Origin of the sequence: Arenibacter sp. ARW7G5Y1, from assembly GCF_003201775.1 — a bacterium.
Classification (GTDB): Bacteria; Bacteroidota; Bacteroidia; order Flavobacteriales; family Flavobacteriaceae; genus Arenibacter.
This window is the reverse complement of record NZ_QJJZ01000002.1, coordinates 91,347-109,740: the sequence shown is the minus strand read 5'-3', so window position 1 is coordinate 109,740 and position 18,394 is coordinate 91,347. Positions and strand designations below refer to the sequence as shown.

Annotated in this window: 13 protein-coding genes; 12 read left to right on the top strand and 1 reads right to left on the bottom strand. The window is 41.6% G+C overall.

Going from position 1 to position 18,394, the window contains the following annotated elements; genetic code table 11:
• The first annotated feature begins 11 nt into the window (after window positions 1-11).
• The 9 genes from C7972_RS03735 (at window position 12) to C7972_RS03695 (ending at window position 11,879) form a co-directional block, all read left to right on the top strand.
• Complete coding sequence (locus C7972_RS03735; protein ID WP_110354897.1) at window positions 12-2,309, top strand: glycoside hydrolase family 95-like protein; 2,298 nt, start codon at window positions 12-14, stop codon at window positions 2,307-2,309.
• A gap of 84 nt (window positions 2,310-2,393) precedes the next feature.
• Window positions 2,394-4,238 carry a right-handed parallel beta-helix repeat-containing protein gene (locus C7972_RS03730; protein WP_181422810.1) on the top strand — a complete coding sequence of 615 codons (1,845 nt, stop codon included), beginning with the start codon at window positions 2,394-2,396 and terminating at the stop codon, window positions 4,236-4,238.
• A 454-nt stretch (window positions 4,239-4,692) separates the two neighbouring features.
• Window positions 4,693-5,052, top strand: coding sequence for a BlaI/MecI/CopY family transcriptional regulator (locus tag C7972_RS03725; RefSeq protein ID WP_110354895.1), 360 nt, complete (start codon window positions 4,693-4,695; stop codon window positions 5,050-5,052).
• Complete coding sequence (locus C7972_RS03720) at window positions 5,052-7,169, top strand: M56 family metallopeptidase (protein ID WP_110354894.1); 2,118 nt, start codon at window positions 5,052-5,054, stop codon at window positions 7,167-7,169. The genes C7972_RS03725 and C7972_RS03720 overlap by 1 nt, the downstream gene beginning before the upstream one ends.
• Window positions 7,170-7,895: 726 nt before the next feature.
• A complete protein-coding gene (locus C7972_RS03715) occupies window positions 7,896-8,807 on the top strand; it encodes an alpha/beta hydrolase (protein WP_110354893.1) in 912 nt (303 codons plus the stop codon).
• Between the two features lie 153 nt (window positions 8,808-8,960).
• Window positions 8,961-9,395, top strand: a complete 435-nt coding sequence (locus tag C7972_RS03710) for a thioredoxin family protein (RefSeq protein WP_110354892.1) — start codon at window positions 8,961-8,963, stop codon at window positions 9,393-9,395.
• Between the two features lie 86 nt (window positions 9,396-9,481).
• Entirely contained in the window at window positions 9,482-10,381 is a 900-nt protein-coding gene (locus tag C7972_RS03705) for an FAD:protein FMN transferase (protein WP_110354891.1), read from the top strand.
• 4 nt (window positions 10,382-10,385) lie between these two features.
• The gene (locus tag C7972_RS03700; RefSeq protein WP_110354890.1) at window positions 10,386-10,595 is read left to right on the top strand and encodes a DUF4266 domain-containing protein; all 210 of its coding nucleotides are present in this window, start codon (window positions 10,386-10,388) and stop codon (window positions 10,593-10,595) included.
• 6 nt (window positions 10,596-10,601) lie between these two features.
• Window positions 10,602-11,879 carry a DUF3570 domain-containing protein gene (locus C7972_RS03695; RefSeq protein ID WP_110354889.1) on the top strand — a complete coding sequence of 426 codons (1,278 nt, stop codon included), beginning with the start codon at window positions 10,602-10,604 and terminating at the stop codon, window positions 11,877-11,879.
• A 137-nt stretch (window positions 11,880-12,016) separates the two neighbouring features.
• On the opposite strand, the gene C7972_RS03690 is transcribed toward C7972_RS03695, so the two are convergent.
• Window positions 12,017-15,043 carry an aminotransferase class III-fold pyridoxal phosphate-dependent enzyme gene (locus C7972_RS03690; protein ID WP_309148908.1) on the bottom strand — a complete coding sequence of 1,009 codons (3,027 nt, stop codon included), beginning with the start codon at window positions 15,041-15,043 and terminating at the stop codon, window positions 12,017-12,019.
• Between the two features lie 198 nt (window positions 15,044-15,241).
• Between C7972_RS03690 and C7972_RS03685 the strand changes: the two genes are divergently transcribed.
• The 3 genes from C7972_RS03685 (at window position 15,242) to C7972_RS03675 (ending at window position 18,324) form a co-directional block, all read left to right on the top strand.
• Window positions 15,242-16,507, top strand: a complete 1,266-nt coding sequence (locus C7972_RS03685; RefSeq protein ID WP_110354888.1) for a sorbosone dehydrogenase family protein — start codon at window positions 15,242-15,244, stop codon at window positions 16,505-16,507.
• Window positions 16,508-16,919: 412 nt separating this feature from the next.
• Entirely contained in the window at window positions 16,920-17,285 is a 366-nt protein-coding gene (locus C7972_RS03680; RefSeq protein ID WP_110354887.1) for a hypothetical protein, read from the top strand.
• A 412-nt stretch (window positions 17,286-17,697) separates the two neighbouring features.
• Entirely contained in the window at window positions 17,698-18,324 is a 627-nt protein-coding gene (locus C7972_RS03675; RefSeq protein ID WP_110354886.1) for a phosphoribosyltransferase, read from the top strand.
• The last annotated feature ends 70 nt before the right edge of the window (window positions 18,325-18,394 follow it).

Here is an 18,394-nt window from a genome sequence, read left to right as displayed (position 1 = left end):
AAACAAAACATATGACGACTAAAACAATTTACATCTTGGCCATAATTCTCTTCATGGCAAGTTGCGATTCCACGCCAAAAAAAGTGGAGCTCGACCGAATTCCCAAATACAAACTTAAGTTCAATCAACTGGCCACGACTTGGGACGAAGCCATTCCTTTGGGGAATGGCACTGTAGGAGCCTTGGTTTGGGAAAAAGACGGAAAACTTCGACTTTCCCTGGACCGGGCCGATCTCTGGGACCTACGGCCCATGGAAAATCTAGATTTCGCCAACTATGGATTTGATTGGGTAAAGGAGCAATGGGAAAAGGATACCTATAAAAATGTACAGGATAGATATGATGCTCCCTACGACCAATTACCGGCACCCTCAAAAATTCCTGGGGGAGCCCTGGAATTTGATGTAAAAGGATTGGGAGAGATAGCATCGGTAACGCTAAATTTGGATTCAGCAATATGCGAAGTAAAATGGAAGAATGGCGCCATTTTAAAAACTTTTGTCCATGCCACTGAACCTTTGGGCTGGTATATCTTTGAAAACATTAGCGGAGATCTGAACCCCACCATAATTCCACCTGCCTATGTCTCAGTAAAGGAGGCCGGCGCAGATAATCCGGTAACAGGGCAAGACCTTAGAAGACTAAATTATGATGGGGGTAGGGTTACCCAAAAAGACCATGTTATTACCTATGACCAAAAGGGTTGGTCCGACTTTAAATTTCAAGTGCACACCCAGTGGAAACCTACACCAAAAGGGTTACAAGGTAGTTGGAGCATCAGCTCCCAAGGCTCGGAAAAAGATCCAGTAGAAACCGCGGAACAGGTGGTAACAAAATCGCTCCAACAGGGAATTGAATCTGCTATGGAGAGCCATATGGGTTGGTGGAATTCCTTTTGGAACAAGTCTACCATTAAGGTTCCAGATCCTGTTCTGCAGCACCAATGGTATATGGAAATGTACAAATTGGGGTCGGCGGCCAGACAAGGGGCACCACCAATATCACTTCAGAGTGTATGGACGGCAGATAATGGAAAATTGCCGCCTTGGAAAGGTGATTTCCACCACGATCTAAATACACAACTAAGTTATTGGCCTACTTATTCGGGAAATCATTTGGATTTGGAACAGGGGTTTATTGACTGGCTTTCCCATTACAAGCCTACTTTTAAGAAGTATACCAAAGATTTTTATGGTACTAACGGACTTAACGTTCCGGGAGTGACCACTCTAACGGGAGACCCCATGGGCGGTTGGATCCAATATTCTTTTGGACCTACCGTGGGGGCTTGGTTGGGGCATCATTTCTATCTGCATTGGCGGTATTCCATGGACAAGGATTTTCTTAAAAACGAGGCCTATCCTTGGATCAAGGAGGTGGCCATACACTTTAATGAATTATCTATTTTGGATGAGGATGGAAAAAGAAAACTGCCTTTGAGTTCCAGCCCTGAAATACATAATAATTCCCGTGAAGCTTGGTTTGGCGATATGACCAATTTTGACCTTGCCTTGATTAAATGGACCTATTCCCATGCGGAAGAACTGGCCTTGGAACTGGGGCTAAAGGAGGAAGCGGAACAATGGAAAGCATCACTTAAGGAATGGCCGGATTATGCCGTTGATGAATCAGGCCTAATGTTCTCCCCCAGCCTACCCTTTAATGAATCCCATCGCCACTTCTCCCATTTAATGGCCATTCATCCTCTTGGATTGATAGACCCGGCAAATGGCGCAAGAGATATGGAGATCATAGAAAAGACCATTGCCAACTTGGACGCAACTGGTTCTAGCCAATGGGTTGGTTATTCCTTTAGTTGGCTGGGAAATCTGAAAGCGAGGGCTTTTGATGGGGAAGGGGCAGCAAAAGCATTAAAGGATTTTGCCACCTCCTTTGTACTGCCCAATAGTTTTCACGTTAACGGTGACCAATCGGGTACCGGAAAATCAAATTTTACGTACAGACCATTTACTTTGGAAGGCAACTTCGCCTTTGCCGCTGGCTTACAGGAAATGCTGATACAGAGTCATACAGGAACCGTACGCCTTTTCCCCGCTATACCCTCAGACTGGAAAAACGTTGGATTTAGCAAATTACGGACAGAAGGGGCCTTTTTGATATCTGCCCAAAAACAAGATGGAAAACTAAAATGGGTAAAGATCGTTTCTGAAAGAGGTGGGGAAATTAAGCTTAAGAACCCCTTTCAGAAAAAAGAAATTTCCATTGGCGATAAAATAACCCATACCTGGGATGGCGATACACTGATCATACAAACCGATCCAGGGCAAGAAATATGGCTTAAACCTTAGTGAATAATAACCTCTCCATAAATATGCAAAATAATTTGATGCCTGCAATCATATCTGAAGGAGAGATCCAAAATGGCCGGTAATATGAAAAGAGAATCGCCTATTAAAATACTTTTTTTTGCTGTATTTGTTTTGATGGCCAACTTTTCCTTGGCACAGGAAATTAGAGAAATCCATGTATCGCCTTCCGGAGACGACAACAATTCGGGAACCTTTGAAAGACCTCTTAAATCTCTAGGTAGGGCAACTGCTGTATTGGGAGCCATGGATTCCCATCAACTTGAGAAAATTGTAGTTTGGCTTAATGATGGGGTCTACCGCATAAGCAATGCCATTGTATTAGATTCAACCGTAAAGAAAAGGGGAACTACCTTCAAATTTAAGGCGGTTGAAGGTTCAAGTCCTACAATATCCGGGGCCGTGGAACTCAAGGATTGGACTAATTTAGATAATGGCATATGGGTTTCCGAGGTACCCGAAAATCTTGGGATTTTTCGGGAATTGTTCGTTAAAGGCAAACGCGCTATACGGGCCAGACATCCCAACAAAGAATATCTTAGGGTGAAGGAAGTCGGGGCTGATAGACGAACCAACTTCACTTATCACATAGGCGACTTTCCACAACCAAAAAAACCTGGGGAAGTGGAACTGGTGGTATTTCACGATTGGTCCATAACGCGAATTCCGATTAAAGATATATCATTGGACTCCCACACTATTACCGCTTCGGATTCGATCGGGGCAAAAGGTTTGAATTTCTTTAATCTGGATAATTGGGAACCCAACCCTCGATATTACTTAGAAAATGATATTGAATTTTTGGATGCGGAATATGAATGGTATTTGGACTCCTTGGCCTCCAAAATATATTTAAAATTACCAACGGACTTGGAACCTTCCCAACTATCCATAGAGGTGCCACTGGCAGAATCCCTATTGATCGTGGAGGGCAGTGAACAGAATCCTATATCCAATATTAGCTTTGAAGGGATTAGCTTCAAACACTGCAGATGGAATATCCCTAACCATACTTATGCAGGAATACAGGCCTGTAATTTTGATACGCAACAGGGCAATAAAGAATGGGCAGTGGTGCCAACCGCTATCCGGACAACATGGGCCCACAATATTCGGTTTGAAGATTGTGAATTCTCTTCCTTGGGAGGAAGTGGCATTTGGTTAGGAACTGGAACGATAAATAGCACTATCACAAGTTGTAGGATCCGGGATATTTCAGGAAATGGAGTTATGATAGGCGAAGGACAAGACCGACGGGTTTCTGGCGGGCCTTGGTGGAAAATTGCCCCGCACCAAGCAGCTCTTGGAAACAAAGTTGTAGACTCTGATATTTCAGATTGTGGGACACAGTTTTACGGTGCCGTTGGTATATGGTGCGGATTAACTGCTGAAACCATACTGAAGAACAATGAAATATATAATCTGCCTTACACTGGTATTTCTATAGGTTGGATGTGGAGCCCGGAACCCACCCCCTGTAGGGACAATACCATAGCGGAAAACCATATTCATCATGTAATGCAAAAACTTAGTGACGGTGGGGGAATTTATATGTTGGGCCTACAACCAGGAAGTAAATTGATTGACAATCATATTCATGATATTTCGGTAAATGCGGGGAGGGCTGAAAGCAACGGGATGTTTTTGGATGAAGGAACCAAAGACGTGCTAGTGGAAAACAACCTTATCTATAATATAGCAAAATCTCCCTTACGCTTTCATAAAGCCCAGACCAACTTCGTAAAAAACAACTATTTATTCACGAATGGAGAAACTCCGGCCATAACCTATAACAATACCTTACCGGAAAATATCCATCAGCAAAGAAACCGTAAAATTAGCACGGATGACCCCAATTATAAAGATGCCTTAAAAAAAGCGCTATCCAAACATACGACAACTCCCAACTAACCATAGAATAACCAAAGATACCTCATTCTACTACAAGGCAAGTGTAGTATAAAATAGTCACTTCGACGGCCTCACTTTTTTGGGACTCCCGATGATTATCGGGAGCGAAGTCTCACATATTTTGGTTTTGGTCGCGGCACATTTTTTTTATTGTTCGTATCAGTAACACTATTCACACAATTAATGATTTGGTTTATCTACACTTGTGATTTAGCCCATGGCATTTCTATTTTACATTATTCGTGATCATTTAGTCTCTAAAATTCTGACTTTACCCAATAAAAACTACATATTTAGTTGTTTAACTATTTTTATAGTTGTATAACTAAAAAAATAGTTATATGTTTGGATAGCGTTAAGGATTGGAGTGAAAAGCCCGCAGTTCTACCAGAACGAGGACTTGTAGCGTAAAGCCTGACGGCCTAAGCCGTAACGCACAAAAAAATAAGGATCCATGAAAAAATTGACCAATAAGGAGGAAGAGGTAATGAAAATTCTATGGGAATTGGAGAAAGCTTTTGTAAAGGACGTTCTAGCCAAGTTTACCGAAGAAAGGCCCCATTATAATACGCTTTCCACCATTATCCGCAACTTGGAAGAAAAGGGATATGTGTCCCATGAAGCCTATGGAAACACACACCAATATTACCCAGTGGTAGCCAAGGAGGAGTACAGAAAACAATTTATTAGCGGGGCCATTGAGGATTATTTTAATAATTCCTATAAGAATCTGGTTTCTCATTTTGCCTCCGAGGACAAGATCAGCGTGGAAGAATTGAAAGAAATTATAAAGCTCATAGAAAATAAGAATTAATGGAAGACTTCCTTATTTACCTGATAAAAAGCAGTGGTGTTCTTGCCATTTTTTGGTGTTGCCATAAACTTTTCCTGGAAAAGGAAACCCTATTTGCCTTACATAGAGTGTTCCTGGCTTCTGGGATTTTAATAGCCTTACTTTTTCCACTTTGGACACTCACCGAAATTGTACTGGTAGACCCCCTGCCCTTTACTTTGGAGGAATCCGCGACTGTGGAATCCATTCCTATAAATACTCCTGGATTTGATTGGTGGAACATAATTGCCATCCTTTACGCCGGTGGAGTTCTCTTTTTCCTGGGCCGACTTGGGATGCAACTATTATCCTTAAGACGATTGATAAAACAGGGAACAATTATGGAAGTCAATGCTTTTAAGTTAATAGAATCCAAGGCGGATACCTCCCCCTTTTCCTTTTTCAATCTCATAGTTTACAATCCGGCCCTACACCAGCCCGATGAATTGGAAAAAATACTTGCCCATGAAAAAATACACGCGCTTCAATGGCATTCCTTGGATATTTTGTTGGTCCATCTATTTTCTGCGTTTCAATGGGTAAATCCCTTTGTCTGGTTATACAAAAAATCGGTCTCACAGAATCTGGAGTACATTGCAGACCAATGTGTTTCAAATAACTTGGGAAGTTCTAAGGAATATCAATACTTATTGCTGAAAAACGCCTCGGCAGCCCAACAATATTCATCAATCATCAATCCATTTTTTACTTCATCAATCAAAAAACGAATCGTCATGTTAAACAAAAGCAGATCAAACAATCTCAGAGCTTGGAAATTTACGCTTGTAGTACCTTTCCTTGCCTATTTTTTAGTTGCCTTTAATACCAAAACGGTAACACAGGTAAGTACCCCGACCAACCTACCGGTATCAACATTGGAGAACAACAATACAGACACTACCAAAGTTGAATTTACCATTTACAAGACCAGTACGCCAGAAGACCTGGAGAAAATCTCCAACACTCTCAAAAAAAATTATAGCGTTTCCCAAACTTTCGCAGACATAGAGCGAAATCAAAATGGGGCAATCACAAACATATCATCATCGTTTACAGTTTCCAAACTTGATGAGACGACCATGACAGGCACCAATACATTTAAGGATCTAAATGGTATAAAACCATTTTCAATATATATTGAAACCGATAAGGATAATAAAATTATTTCTATGGGGCATGCGTTGGAGGGAAATGACAACATGAATGGACTTAAGGCCTATCAACAAATTAAAAAAACCAACCATGATTCCGAAACGATCCGTATCAAGGCGTCCACTACGACGAAAAATTCAGTAGCGACGGACGACCCTCTTATTATTATAGATGCCATTGAAGTTTCCAAGGATTACAAGGTTAGTGAAGTAGATCCCAAGAACATTCACAGTATTAATGTGGTAAAAGGAGTCACTGCCACAAATATATATGGGGAAAAAGCAAAAAATGGGGCAATTGAGATCACGACTAAAAATTATCAAAATGCCATTGTCTCAGAAACAACCCCAGACACTTCCCAAAATAATCCATACCTCTACATTAAGTCCGATGAAGAACCACTATTTATAATCGATGGAGTAGAAAAAGATTCGGATTTTGACATGGGAAGTATTCTTCCAAGCACCATTGAAAGCATAGACGTTTTAAAAGGGGAAGCAGCCTTTAAAAAATATGGCATCAAAGGAAAAAAAAGTGGCGTAGTAGAGATTACTACCAAAAAAAGTGGATGGAAGGTGCAATCCACTAACAACAATGCCGTACATCCCAACGCCAACTGGACTACCAATGTAACGAGCTACAATGAAAGTAATGAGGTCATAAAAGGGGAAGATGGCAAAACTCCAAATAGTAAATGGAAAGTAGGTTACGGTATCAACACGAACGACCCAGATGATATATTGGATTTAAGTTCATATAGAAAGCAAGGGATGGAAAAAGCTGTGATTTTTGTCAACGGTGAAAACAAGGGAAAAAACTATGTGCCTACTATGAAGTATTCGGAAATTGAAAGCATTGGCAGTTTTGCACCAGGTGAATCCACCTCCAATAAGTATGGAAAATTAGGTAAACACGGGGTTATAGAGATTGCAACAAAGAAAGAGTAGAATAAATTAAAGCTCAAAAAGAACCTCCAAAGTCACTTCGAAATGAGTTGCCCTTTTGCAACTCCAGATAGGTACCTTAGGGAGAGAAGTTGTACATATTTGACTTTTCTGTTGGATTTGAATAAGCCTTAGATTTGAAGGTAGCCAGTTGTGTGATTTTGATAAGGGATTATTTATCTTAAGGGTATTCATTAAACTGCATATTAGCTACTTGTGTGATTTCTCTCTATCGATCGAAATGACTGCAATAGTCACTTCGACACCAAACCCCTTTTCGGGACGACGAGGAATCGCACATCCTTGGCTGGAACTTAATGTATAATATAACGCTCGGTGGTTTTGCCTAAGGAATTGTATTGGCTATAAGCTTATTTCACTTGTCTTGGACTTTCAATCCCTTCCGTCTCCTGCGCTTGGATGCAGGATCCACCTTCCCCTGTCTAGGGGAAGGAGTCTTATGCTGTAGGCATGTTTCCAAAAGAGAACTAAGCAGTCTAGCAAATATATAAACAATTCTTAATCAGTGTTTTATAAAATAAATAATATCATACAATTATCAATATGTCACTTGTAATAACCACAAGGCATCAAAAATATAGACCGTACAGCTTCAAAAATTGATTATACGAACCTTCTTATGGGCCAAGATGTGCCTGAAAAATTTTAAACCTTCTTGTTCAACGATATTTTCTATCTTTATCCGTATCAAACTATTCAAAAATTAAAATGAAACCATTTATTTTCCTTTTCTCCACTTTACTAAGCATGACCACTTACGCCCAAAACACTGTACTGCCTCTTTGGCCCAACAACATACCCAACTCCATTAAGACCGATGAAAAAGAGGAAGTAGTAAGCGCGGATATTGTTAGGATAGCCAAAGTACAGGTACCACAAATAGAAGTATATCTTCCTGCGAAAAAAATAGCCACCGGACAGGCGGTATTGATTTTCCCGGGCGGTGGTTATGGTATACTGGCGTATGACTGGGAAGGCACTGATTTTGCAAAATTCCTTAACGCCAAAGGCATAGCGGGAATAGTAGTAAAATATCGTTTGCCCAGTCTAAAATCACAAACAGAAATACACAAAGTACCCTTACAGGATGCACAACGGGCCATAAGGACAGTGCGGTCCAAAGCCTCGGAATGGAATATTGATCCTACCAATATTGGAATAATAGGTTTCTCTGCAGGTGGTCATTTGGCCTCTACTTTGGGTACCCACTATAATGACGAGGTATATCCCAAAAAAGATGCCATTGATAACCTTAGTGCACGACCTGACTTCATGACCTTGGCCTATCCAGTTATTACCATGGGAGAACCAAATACCCATGGTGGCTCTAGAAGAAACTTATTGGGGGAAAATCCTTCACAACAGATGGTTGAACATTTCTCCAACGAATTACAGGTTACTGCCGATACCCCTCCCACATTTTTGCTGCATGCCTCGGACGACACCGCTGTCCCCGTGGAGAACAGTCTTTTGTTCTATACGGCCCTAATAAAAAATAAGGTTCCCACAGAAATGCATATCTACCCAACAGGAGGTCACGGTTTTGCCCTGGGGCTACAAGACACCCATTTGGCCACATGGACCAATCAATGGGTAGGATGGTTAAACAATTTAAAATGATAATCCTCCACTCTATTGGAAATGAACTTTCTTTTAACAATGGTTTTGGACCAATAGATGTAAGGTATTGATATAAGCCCGACAAAATCTAATGATAGTTGTCATGTTTTGATAGACCCAAAAACTTTACTTTTATCATTAAAACCTCATAGAATGGAGAAGCGGATTTTAATAATGACCCTACTTTTGTCTAGTTTCCTATCCGCTCAAAAATGGGAAAGCGATTGGACAGCCGCTGCCGCCCTGGCCAAACAAAACCACCAAAATGTGCTCTTGGTCTTTTCTGGTTCCGATTGGTGTGCCCCTTGTATTAGACTGGATAAAAGTATTTGGCAGTCCTCCGAATTTCAGGATTATGCCAAGGACCATTGGACTATGCTAAGGGCAGATTTTCCCAGAAAAAAAGCGAATCTACTCCCGGAGGATCAAAAGATTAAAAACGCCCAACTCGCTGAAAAATACAATAAAAATGGATATTTCCCTTTGGTACTTCTCCTGGACCCGAATGGTAATATTCTGGGACAAACCGGATTTAAAAACATATCCGTGCAAGAATACATAGCACTTTTAAAATCATTTGAAGGTTGAAAAACCAATTATTAATTGCATTTGCAGTTTTAATCCCATGTTTCGTCTTTGCTCAGGACATAGCACATAGGCGAACCACTAAATTAATGGGAAGTAGGTTCGATATAACTGTGGTTGCAAAGGATGAGGTTGCTGCTGACCATTATATAGACGCCGCCATTGCAGAAATCACCAGAATTGAAAAGTTGATTTCTTCATGGAATCCTTCCTCACAAACCTCTGAAATAAATAAAAATGCTGGCATATCAGCTGTAAAAGTTGATCCGGAACTAATAGACCTTATAGAACGGTGTATTACTATCTCGAAAATTACCGATGGCGCTTTTGATATTAGTTATGCCTCCATCGATAAGGTATGGAGATATGATGGCAGCATGACCCAAATGCCATCTAAGGAAGCCATAACCAATTCGGTTTCCAAAATTGGTTATCAAAACATTGTACTGGATAAGAATGCGCAAACCGTATTCCTAAAATTGGAAGGTATGAAAATAGGTTTTGGGGCCATTGGCAAAGGATATGCAGCTGATAAGGTAAGAACCATGCTAAAAACGGAAGGCGTAAAGTCTGGAATAATAAATGCCTCTGGGGATTTAACTACCTGGGGAAAACAACCCGATGGTACGGACTGGATGGTGGGCATTACCAACCCCCTTAACAAGGACAACATATTCTCCTGGTTCCCGGTAGTCAATGCCGCCGTTGCCACATCGGGCAATTACGAGAAATATGTTACCTTCAATGGTGTAAAATATAGCCATATTATTGACCCAAGAACAGGATACCCTTCCACTGGCATCCTAAGTGTTACTATTTTTGCGCCAAGTGCGGAATTATGTGATGCCTTGGCTACCTCCGTTTTTATTACCGGGGTGGAAACGGGCCTATATATAATTAATCAAATAAAAGGGGTAGAATGTATTATTATAGACGACGAGAACAACATCCACACTTCCAAAAATATTGAACTTAACAAAACCCAATAGCATTATGCGACAATTGATTATACTTATTATGGGCATGTTATCACTATCCTCCTGCGTTGCAGTCAGGGAGTACGACAAAGTCTACCTCAATGACGAAGAGATGATTTTGGCCACCAAAAGCCTGGAACGCTTCGAAACCAATTTTCAAATATATAGGGAAGCTGCTGCAGGAGCCAATGGGGGCAAAACAGGTGGTGGATGTGGATGTAATTAAAAAGAAATGAAGAAATTAGGATCTATATTGTTTTTGGGGTTGATTTCATGGGCTGGATTTTCCCAAGGAAACAATCAGGAATACGTTAAGAAAGTCTTGGAAACTCCTGAAGTGGAGCTACTATATAGTTACTATAGTCAAGATGGGAACAATGCCGCTGTTACCGGTGGGGAGGGAACAGAAAAATTAACGGATATGACCCCGACCATTATTGTCAGTATCCCATTGGGAGAGGATAATGTTCTTACTTTGGATGCGGGAATATCCGCCTATACTTCCGCTTCCTCCAGCAATATCAATCCTTTTGACGGCAACAAGACCGCCAGCCCATGGGTGGAGTCTTCAGGCGCCTCCAAAAGCGATGCCCTTACCTATTTCCACCCTACCTTTACCCATAGTTCCAAGAATAGAAACAACATCCTTAGCGGAAACATAGCCATTTCTGCAGAGTACGATTACTTTTCCGTGGGGTTCGGAGGCGGTTATACCCATCTCATGAACGAAAAAAATACAGAATTGGGAATTAGTGCACAAGTATATTTGGACACTTATAAGCCACAATATCCCATAGAACTACGGGAAGGTTTTTTTGATGACCGAATTAGTGGAACAGGTACCTATTCTCCATTATTTAATGAGTTTAACCACTTGAACCGAAATTCCTATTCACTTTCCCTTAATTTTTCACAGATTATCACTAAACGTTTTCAAGCGTCGCTGTCGTTGGATTTTGTTCTACAGGATGGATTACTTTCTACTCCCCACCAAAGAGTATACTTACAGGATAAGAACAATTTTTTTATTGAGAATTTTCAGTTGGCGGACAATGTGGAACTATTGCCAACTTCCAGATTTAAATTGCCCATTGGTGGAAGGCTTTCGTACTACCTTAACGATCTAATGAGCCTACGCGCTTATTTTAGATATTATTATGACGATTGGGGGGTTAGCGCCTATACGGCAAGTTTGGAAATCCCCATAAAAATATCGGAAAAGTTTACCGTGTTTCCCATGTACCGCTATTATACCCAAACAGCCTCCGATTACTTTTATCCCAAAGAAACGGCATTATCGACCTATGAATACTATACCTCTGATTATGACTTGTCCGAATTTAATAGCAATCAATACGGTTTCGGCATAACCTACAAGGACATTTTTACCCAGAGCAAAGTGTGGAAATTTGGATTAAAGAGCATTAGTTTTAGGTTTAACCAATATGAAAGAACCACCGGCCTAAGTGCCAGTATATTCGAATTGGGCGCCAAATTTATTATGGATTAGTTTATACAGGCATTGAGGCTTACAATATTGAATATCCGCGATTGATCCTTTTGGGCCGTCTCCTCGAGCCTTGCTTGTCCGCAAACAGACTCGACCGTACAATCATCATGTTTATTGGGATAATTGCAGACAATGAGTTACAATTTCATAAAATCCTCGGCCAAAATTTTTCTTAGATAAAAAATTAGTTCTTCGGCGTTTGCTTGGGTAAAGACCATAGGGGGTTTTATTTTTAGAACATTATGGTCTGGGCCGTCCGTACTCATAAGGATACCGTGATCTTTCATACGGTTGGCCAAATAATCGGTTTGTTCCGCCAAAGGTTCCATGTGGCCATTTACCAGCTCTATTCCCAAGAAAAGCCCCTGACCTCTTACATCAGCTATAATAGGAAACTCCTTTGCCAGAGTTCTTAGCTCCTTTTTCAAATAAGTTCCAACCTTCAATGCATGTGCCTGTAGCCTCTCCCGTTTCACTACCCTCAAGACCTCGGCGCCTATGGCACAGGATACGGGATTGCCCCCAAAGGTGTTAAAATACTCCATGCCATTGGCAAATCTTTCCGCTACTTCTTGGGTACAGGCCACGGCAGCCAGGGGATGTCCGTTGCCAAGGGGTTTCCCTATGGTAATGATATCGGGGACCACCCCGTGCAATTGGAAACCCCAAAAGGTAGTGCCCATACGGCCACAACCCACTTGCACCTCATCCGAAATACAGAGTCCGCCCGCTTCCCTAACGTATCGATAGGCCAGGGCCAAAAATCCTTCTGGCAATTCCACCTGGCCCCCGCAGCTAATAATCGGCTCTATGATAAAGGCCCCTACTCCCCTTCCCTTGGCATGTATATTATCTATTTGCCCCTTTACCTCTTTTGCATATAATCTTCCGGTATTTTCCCCACGGTACTTGCCCCTAAAGGCATCTGGAAGCGGAAAAATATGGGTGTGTTCCGGAGCGCCTTGGCCACCTTTACCGTCAAACTTATACGAACTGATATCGATACACATATTGGTATTGCCATGATAGCCCACCTCAGAAGCAATAATGTCGCGCTGCCCCGTAGCGGCCCTTACCATTCGGATTGCCAATTCGTTGGCCTCACTACCGGAATTTACAAAATGGAGCACACTCAATGCTGGCGGCAGGGTCTCCAACAACACCTTGGCCAGCTCATTTATATTTTCGTGCAAATACCGACTATTGGTATTGATCAAGGCCATTTGTTCCTGCCCTGCCCTTACTACGGCCGGATGTTCATGACCAACATGGGCCACATTATTTACGGTATCCAAATATTTTCTACCGCATTCATCCAATAGGTACTGCCCTGCACCCCGAACCATTTTAATGGGCAGCTTGTACTGAAGGCTCAAACTTTTTCCCAAATGCTGTTTTCTATAGGCCAAGATGTCCGAATTGGAAACCGACTCGCTTTGGGCCAAGGCCTTTTCCTTAAACAACATATTGGGGTCGGGACAAAGGCTTCTCCATAGGTCCACCTGACTGTAATAACCTACTCCCGGAAAATCGATTTTAAAATGGAGCATGGAAAGCATGATCTGAAAATGAAGATGAGGGGCCCAATTACCATTCTCTGCACGATTGCCCAGAACCCCAATCGTATCGCCAGCCTTTAGCCCAGCACCCACCACATGGCTGGTAGCACTATCCACTGATAGATGTCCGTATAAGGTATAAAACTCCAGGCCTTCCTCTTTATGCCTCAAAATTACCAGTCCGCCGTATTGCTTATCCCCTGCATCATTTACAGCGGTAACCACTTCCCCGTCAAAAAGAGCATGTACCGGCGTTGCAGCCGGCAACCAAAAATCGACCCCCAAGTGGATACTCCTATTCTCCCTGCCCATGTTCCCTATTTTATCATAGGACGAAGTGGTGTAGATAGGGCGTGGCTCCAGATAGCCGCCCGCCAATATTTTGGAAGGATGTTCTCCCTGTAGTTTATTGAGTTTGTATTGAAAGTAGTCCAGATCGTTAAAGTCCTTTTCATGCCCTATCCACGTGCTGGACACACTTAAGTCTAGAGGAAACACTGTATTGGAACCAACTGTGGGGAAAAGATTTTCCATGGAAAAAATATGCTTTCTGGTCCAAGCCAAGAATTTTACTTCTTTGGGATGAGCGGTATAACCACAGGCCCCCCTAAAGCTAAAATGGGCAAAATCCGCATTGATATCCCTCCATTTTCGAAGTAGCTCCCAGGCCGGTTCTTCACTGATCAACAGATACCCATTGTCCGGTTCCTCTAACTTATTAATGGCCGATTTGGTTACCGAAATCACCAAACGCATGGCGATGGCCATATACAAATGCTCCAGTTCATTCTCATCCAAAGGAAATGTATGGTGATAGCCGCGTACAATGGGCAATGCCGCCTCCAACGGATCCTTGTGCCCCATAATGGCATAGGCACAGGCGATGGCCAAATCGTTAATAATCTGGGTATAGACCGAATCCCCAAAATCTATGGCCGAGACCACTTTGGGATCGATAAGGTCTTGGGAAACAATAACGTTATTGTCGTTGGCATCATTGTGTACCACGGCCTTGCGCAACTGGGAATAACCAGACTGGGATAGCTTAAACAAATTTTGAAAATAGGAAACAATCTCTCTTTTCTCCCCTTCAAAGAGGTTTAGGTGGGCAGTGGTCCAATTGCCCTGGGCCACATCCCAAACAAATTCCCGATGGGCCTCCGGATGGTCAAAACCTTGCAAGGCTTGCGTTAGTCTCCCACATTGTTTCCCCAAGCTATAGCGCAGCTCCTCCAATTGGGGATTCACCCCACTCCAGACCCTGCCGGCTACCCAAGACAAGAGTCGCACCTTTCGTATCCGCCCAAAATTATCCTTAAATTCTGATATTGGATTTCCATTTATATCCTCAATGACCTTGGGAGTGTTTAAATCTCCGTCATGTTCCCTGGCGTAAAGCAACAATTCCTGTTGAAAATCCAAATAATCCTCATTCTCATTGGGCCTGGAGATTTTTAAAATATACTCCCGACCATCAGCTGCATCGATCTTAAAATTAAAATCGATTTCCCCGGGCAAGGGTTTAGCGCTTCCTAGAATGTTAAAATTTTCAAGGACAATATTGATGGCCTCATCGGCTGTAATTAGAATTTTGTTATACTCCATTGGCATGGTTCGTTTTTGCTGAGCGCTCCTTTGAACAAATAATCCAACAACCAAAATAAGCATATTATTTACACTGGCCCATGGGGAGAATTAATTTAAAATATTAAAACTTCCCAAGCCAAATTTGGGGTTTTTTTCCAAAAAATAAGATTGATATACTATCTTTAGCTCTTGATCAAACCATACTAAAAAATATTCATGAAGAACGCAATCTCCTTCCCTCTCATTAAGTCATTGTCCATGATTGTTTTGCTGGGGGCACTTACAACCCAATGCAAGCAAAAATCCCCAAAAAAAGCAGAACCTATCAATGATACCAATATAGAGGTTCCTGATGGATTTTCCGTTGAACTTATGGCCAAGGATTTGGGAAACCTAAGACATATGACCGTCTCAAAAAATGGGGAGATCTATGTTAATAGATCCAAGTTGAAAGATGAAAAAGGAATCATACACTTAAGGGACACTGACAATGATGGAAAAATTGATATGGAACAATCATTTGGCAATCTCCCTGGAACAGGAATATTGATCAAAAATGATTATTTATATACCTCCTCCAATTCTGGGGTCTATCGTTACAAATTAAATGAAAAGGAAGAAATCATCGATATTGAAAATCCAGAGAACATCGTAGACGGATTGGCTGATAAAGGACGTGACAATGCCAAATCGTTTACAATGGATGATGATGCCAACCTTTATGTTACCATAGGCTCATGGAACGATTCCTGTCGTGAGGAGGGTACCGGAAATGGGATTATGCCCTGTGCTATTCTGGATTCTGCAGGTGGTATATGGCAATTCAAGGCCAACAAATTAAACCAGACCTTTGCCGATGGTAAACGCTATGCCACCGGAGTAAAAAACGCCGTGGCCATAGCTTGGAATTACAAAACCAACTCCCTGTTTGCTGCTGTTCATGGACGGGGGGCTTTCCATGATTTTTATCCTGACCACTATACCGCCAAGCACAGTGCAGAGCTGCCTGCAGAAACATTATATGAACTTCATGATGGTGACGATGCGGGTTGGCCCTATATCTACTACGATCAATTTAAGAAGAAGAAAATGCTAGCTCCGGAATATGGTGGGGACGGGGCAATAACAGCCGGCGAAAACGCTATAGACCCTATAATGGCCTTCCCTGCACATTTGGCCCCAAACGATCTTCTTTTCTATACCGGGAATATGTTCCCTGAAAAATATAAACACGGTGCTTTTGTTGCCTTCCATGGACAGTCCCCTGAGTTAAAAAAAGGATATTTCGTGGCCTTTGTACCTTTTAAAGATGGCGAACCCAATGGAAATTGGGAAGTATTTGCAGATAACTTTTCCGGTATAGATCTCGCAAATCCCAGTGGCCCAATTGAGCACAGACCCTGTGGATTGGCGCAAGGACCGGACGGTGAATTGTATGTAAGCGATGATCTAAACGGCTCCATATACAAAATAACGTATTAATCTTGGCGGAGAGGCCAAATATCCTTTATAAATAATCCTCCAAAGGATAATGGCGCTATAAGCCCTACTGGGCGATATTGATCCATTTCAATTCGCCCAGTGGTGTTTATGGTAAATTTAATCGTCATGGCCTTTAGACCAAAGGCCTATTTTTCCCCAATTATCCAATCCCCCTTTATCCTTTTGCCATATACTACTATGGCACTCCCGGATGAAAACAATTTACCCGTTCTCGACCCCACAGCGCTATAGTTATAAGCGGAGTCCGCCAAAAAGCATTGTAAAATCACTGACCCTCCCTTTGGATTTTGTTTCAACCGATTTATGAAAATCTTAAGAAATAAAATATTCCATTATTAGTATTTTTAAGCGGTAAAAATGATTAAAACAATTAAAAAACAACTGTAAAACTATGAAAACAGTATTAACAGCAATTTATTTCTTTTTGGGAATTACATTACTACAAGCATCGACAACAACAAACGAAATTGATGATTTGGAAGTTGGCTCGGTATTAATGATTGGAAGTCCTTCGGCAAATCTATATGAACATATAGAAGTTCCAAGGATGAATTTTGTCATTAAGAAAGGGGGCATCCCAAACTACAAAACCCTTTTCCAAAGCAAAGTAATCGTTTCCAAAATGATAGTGATGCCCGATGGTAGCAAATTAGTGCACCTTAAGAGACAAAACGGGAAACGCTTTTTTAATAGCCATAGCTATATAAAAGCCAGGCTTAAGGAAGCTATTGACACAGAGGAGCTGGTCAGACTTTAGTAGGTCAATATAGCACCTGTGCTAATAAATCGTGCAGCACGGCAAAAGACATTCCAATTAAAAGCCCTTGATCCCAAGGGTTTTTTTATGGTTGATTTTGGTATATGACCCTTATCATTGTTTTACACTTATAATTACTTTATTTTATTAAATGTCATGTTATAGAAAACGAAATACCCTACCTTGTCATTGAGGAAATACCCAAGGTTACTGCATCAATATTTGTAATTGGAGAAAAGGATTGGGCAGTACTAGGACTATCCGGGTCTTTGTTAAAATGGAATGCGAAGGTAAAATTGAAACCATTTCGGATGCAGGCCGACTTTTTGACTAGGCGGGAAAGCTGGAAAAATAGCCGAACTCTCCGTATTCTAGCCTAGGAGAATGGTTGTTAACTAAAATCCCATAAAAAATGTTCAAGGATAGAATTGATGCCGGGAAGCAACTAGCCAACAAGTTACATCCATACAGGGATAAGGGAAATGTAGTAATTTTGGCAATCCCTAGGGGCGGATTGCCCTTGGGCGCTATTGTGGCCAGATCATTAAACGCAAAATTGGATGTTGCCCTTTCCAAAAAAATAGGGCATCCGTTCAACAAGGAATTTGCCATTGGGGCTCTTAGCCTCCACAATATTGTCCTGGACGACAACATTGAAATTTCGATCGAATATATCGAGAAAGAAAAAAAACGTCTTCGCGAAAAGCTAAAAAAAAATCAAACCAAATACTTTAAAAATAAGTCTCCCATTCCCTTAAAAGATAAGATGGTAATCATTGTCGATGACGGTATCGCCACAGGTAACACTATACGGGTCACCGCACAGTTGGCCTATGACCAAAAGCCAAAAAAAATAGTGGTCGCCATACCAGTAGCCCCCAAATTAACGGTACAAAAATTACAGGCAGCCCCCTATATTGACGAGGTGGTATGTTTGGAAACACCCTTTAATTTTCAGGCCGTGGGACAATTTTATATGGATTTCGATCAGGTTTCCGATGAGGAAGCCATAACAATAATGAATGAATTTATTGCATAATTATAAGCTTTGATCCAAGGACTTTTGCCCTATACCATAGCAGTAATCCCAAGTGCTTATACTAATTCCT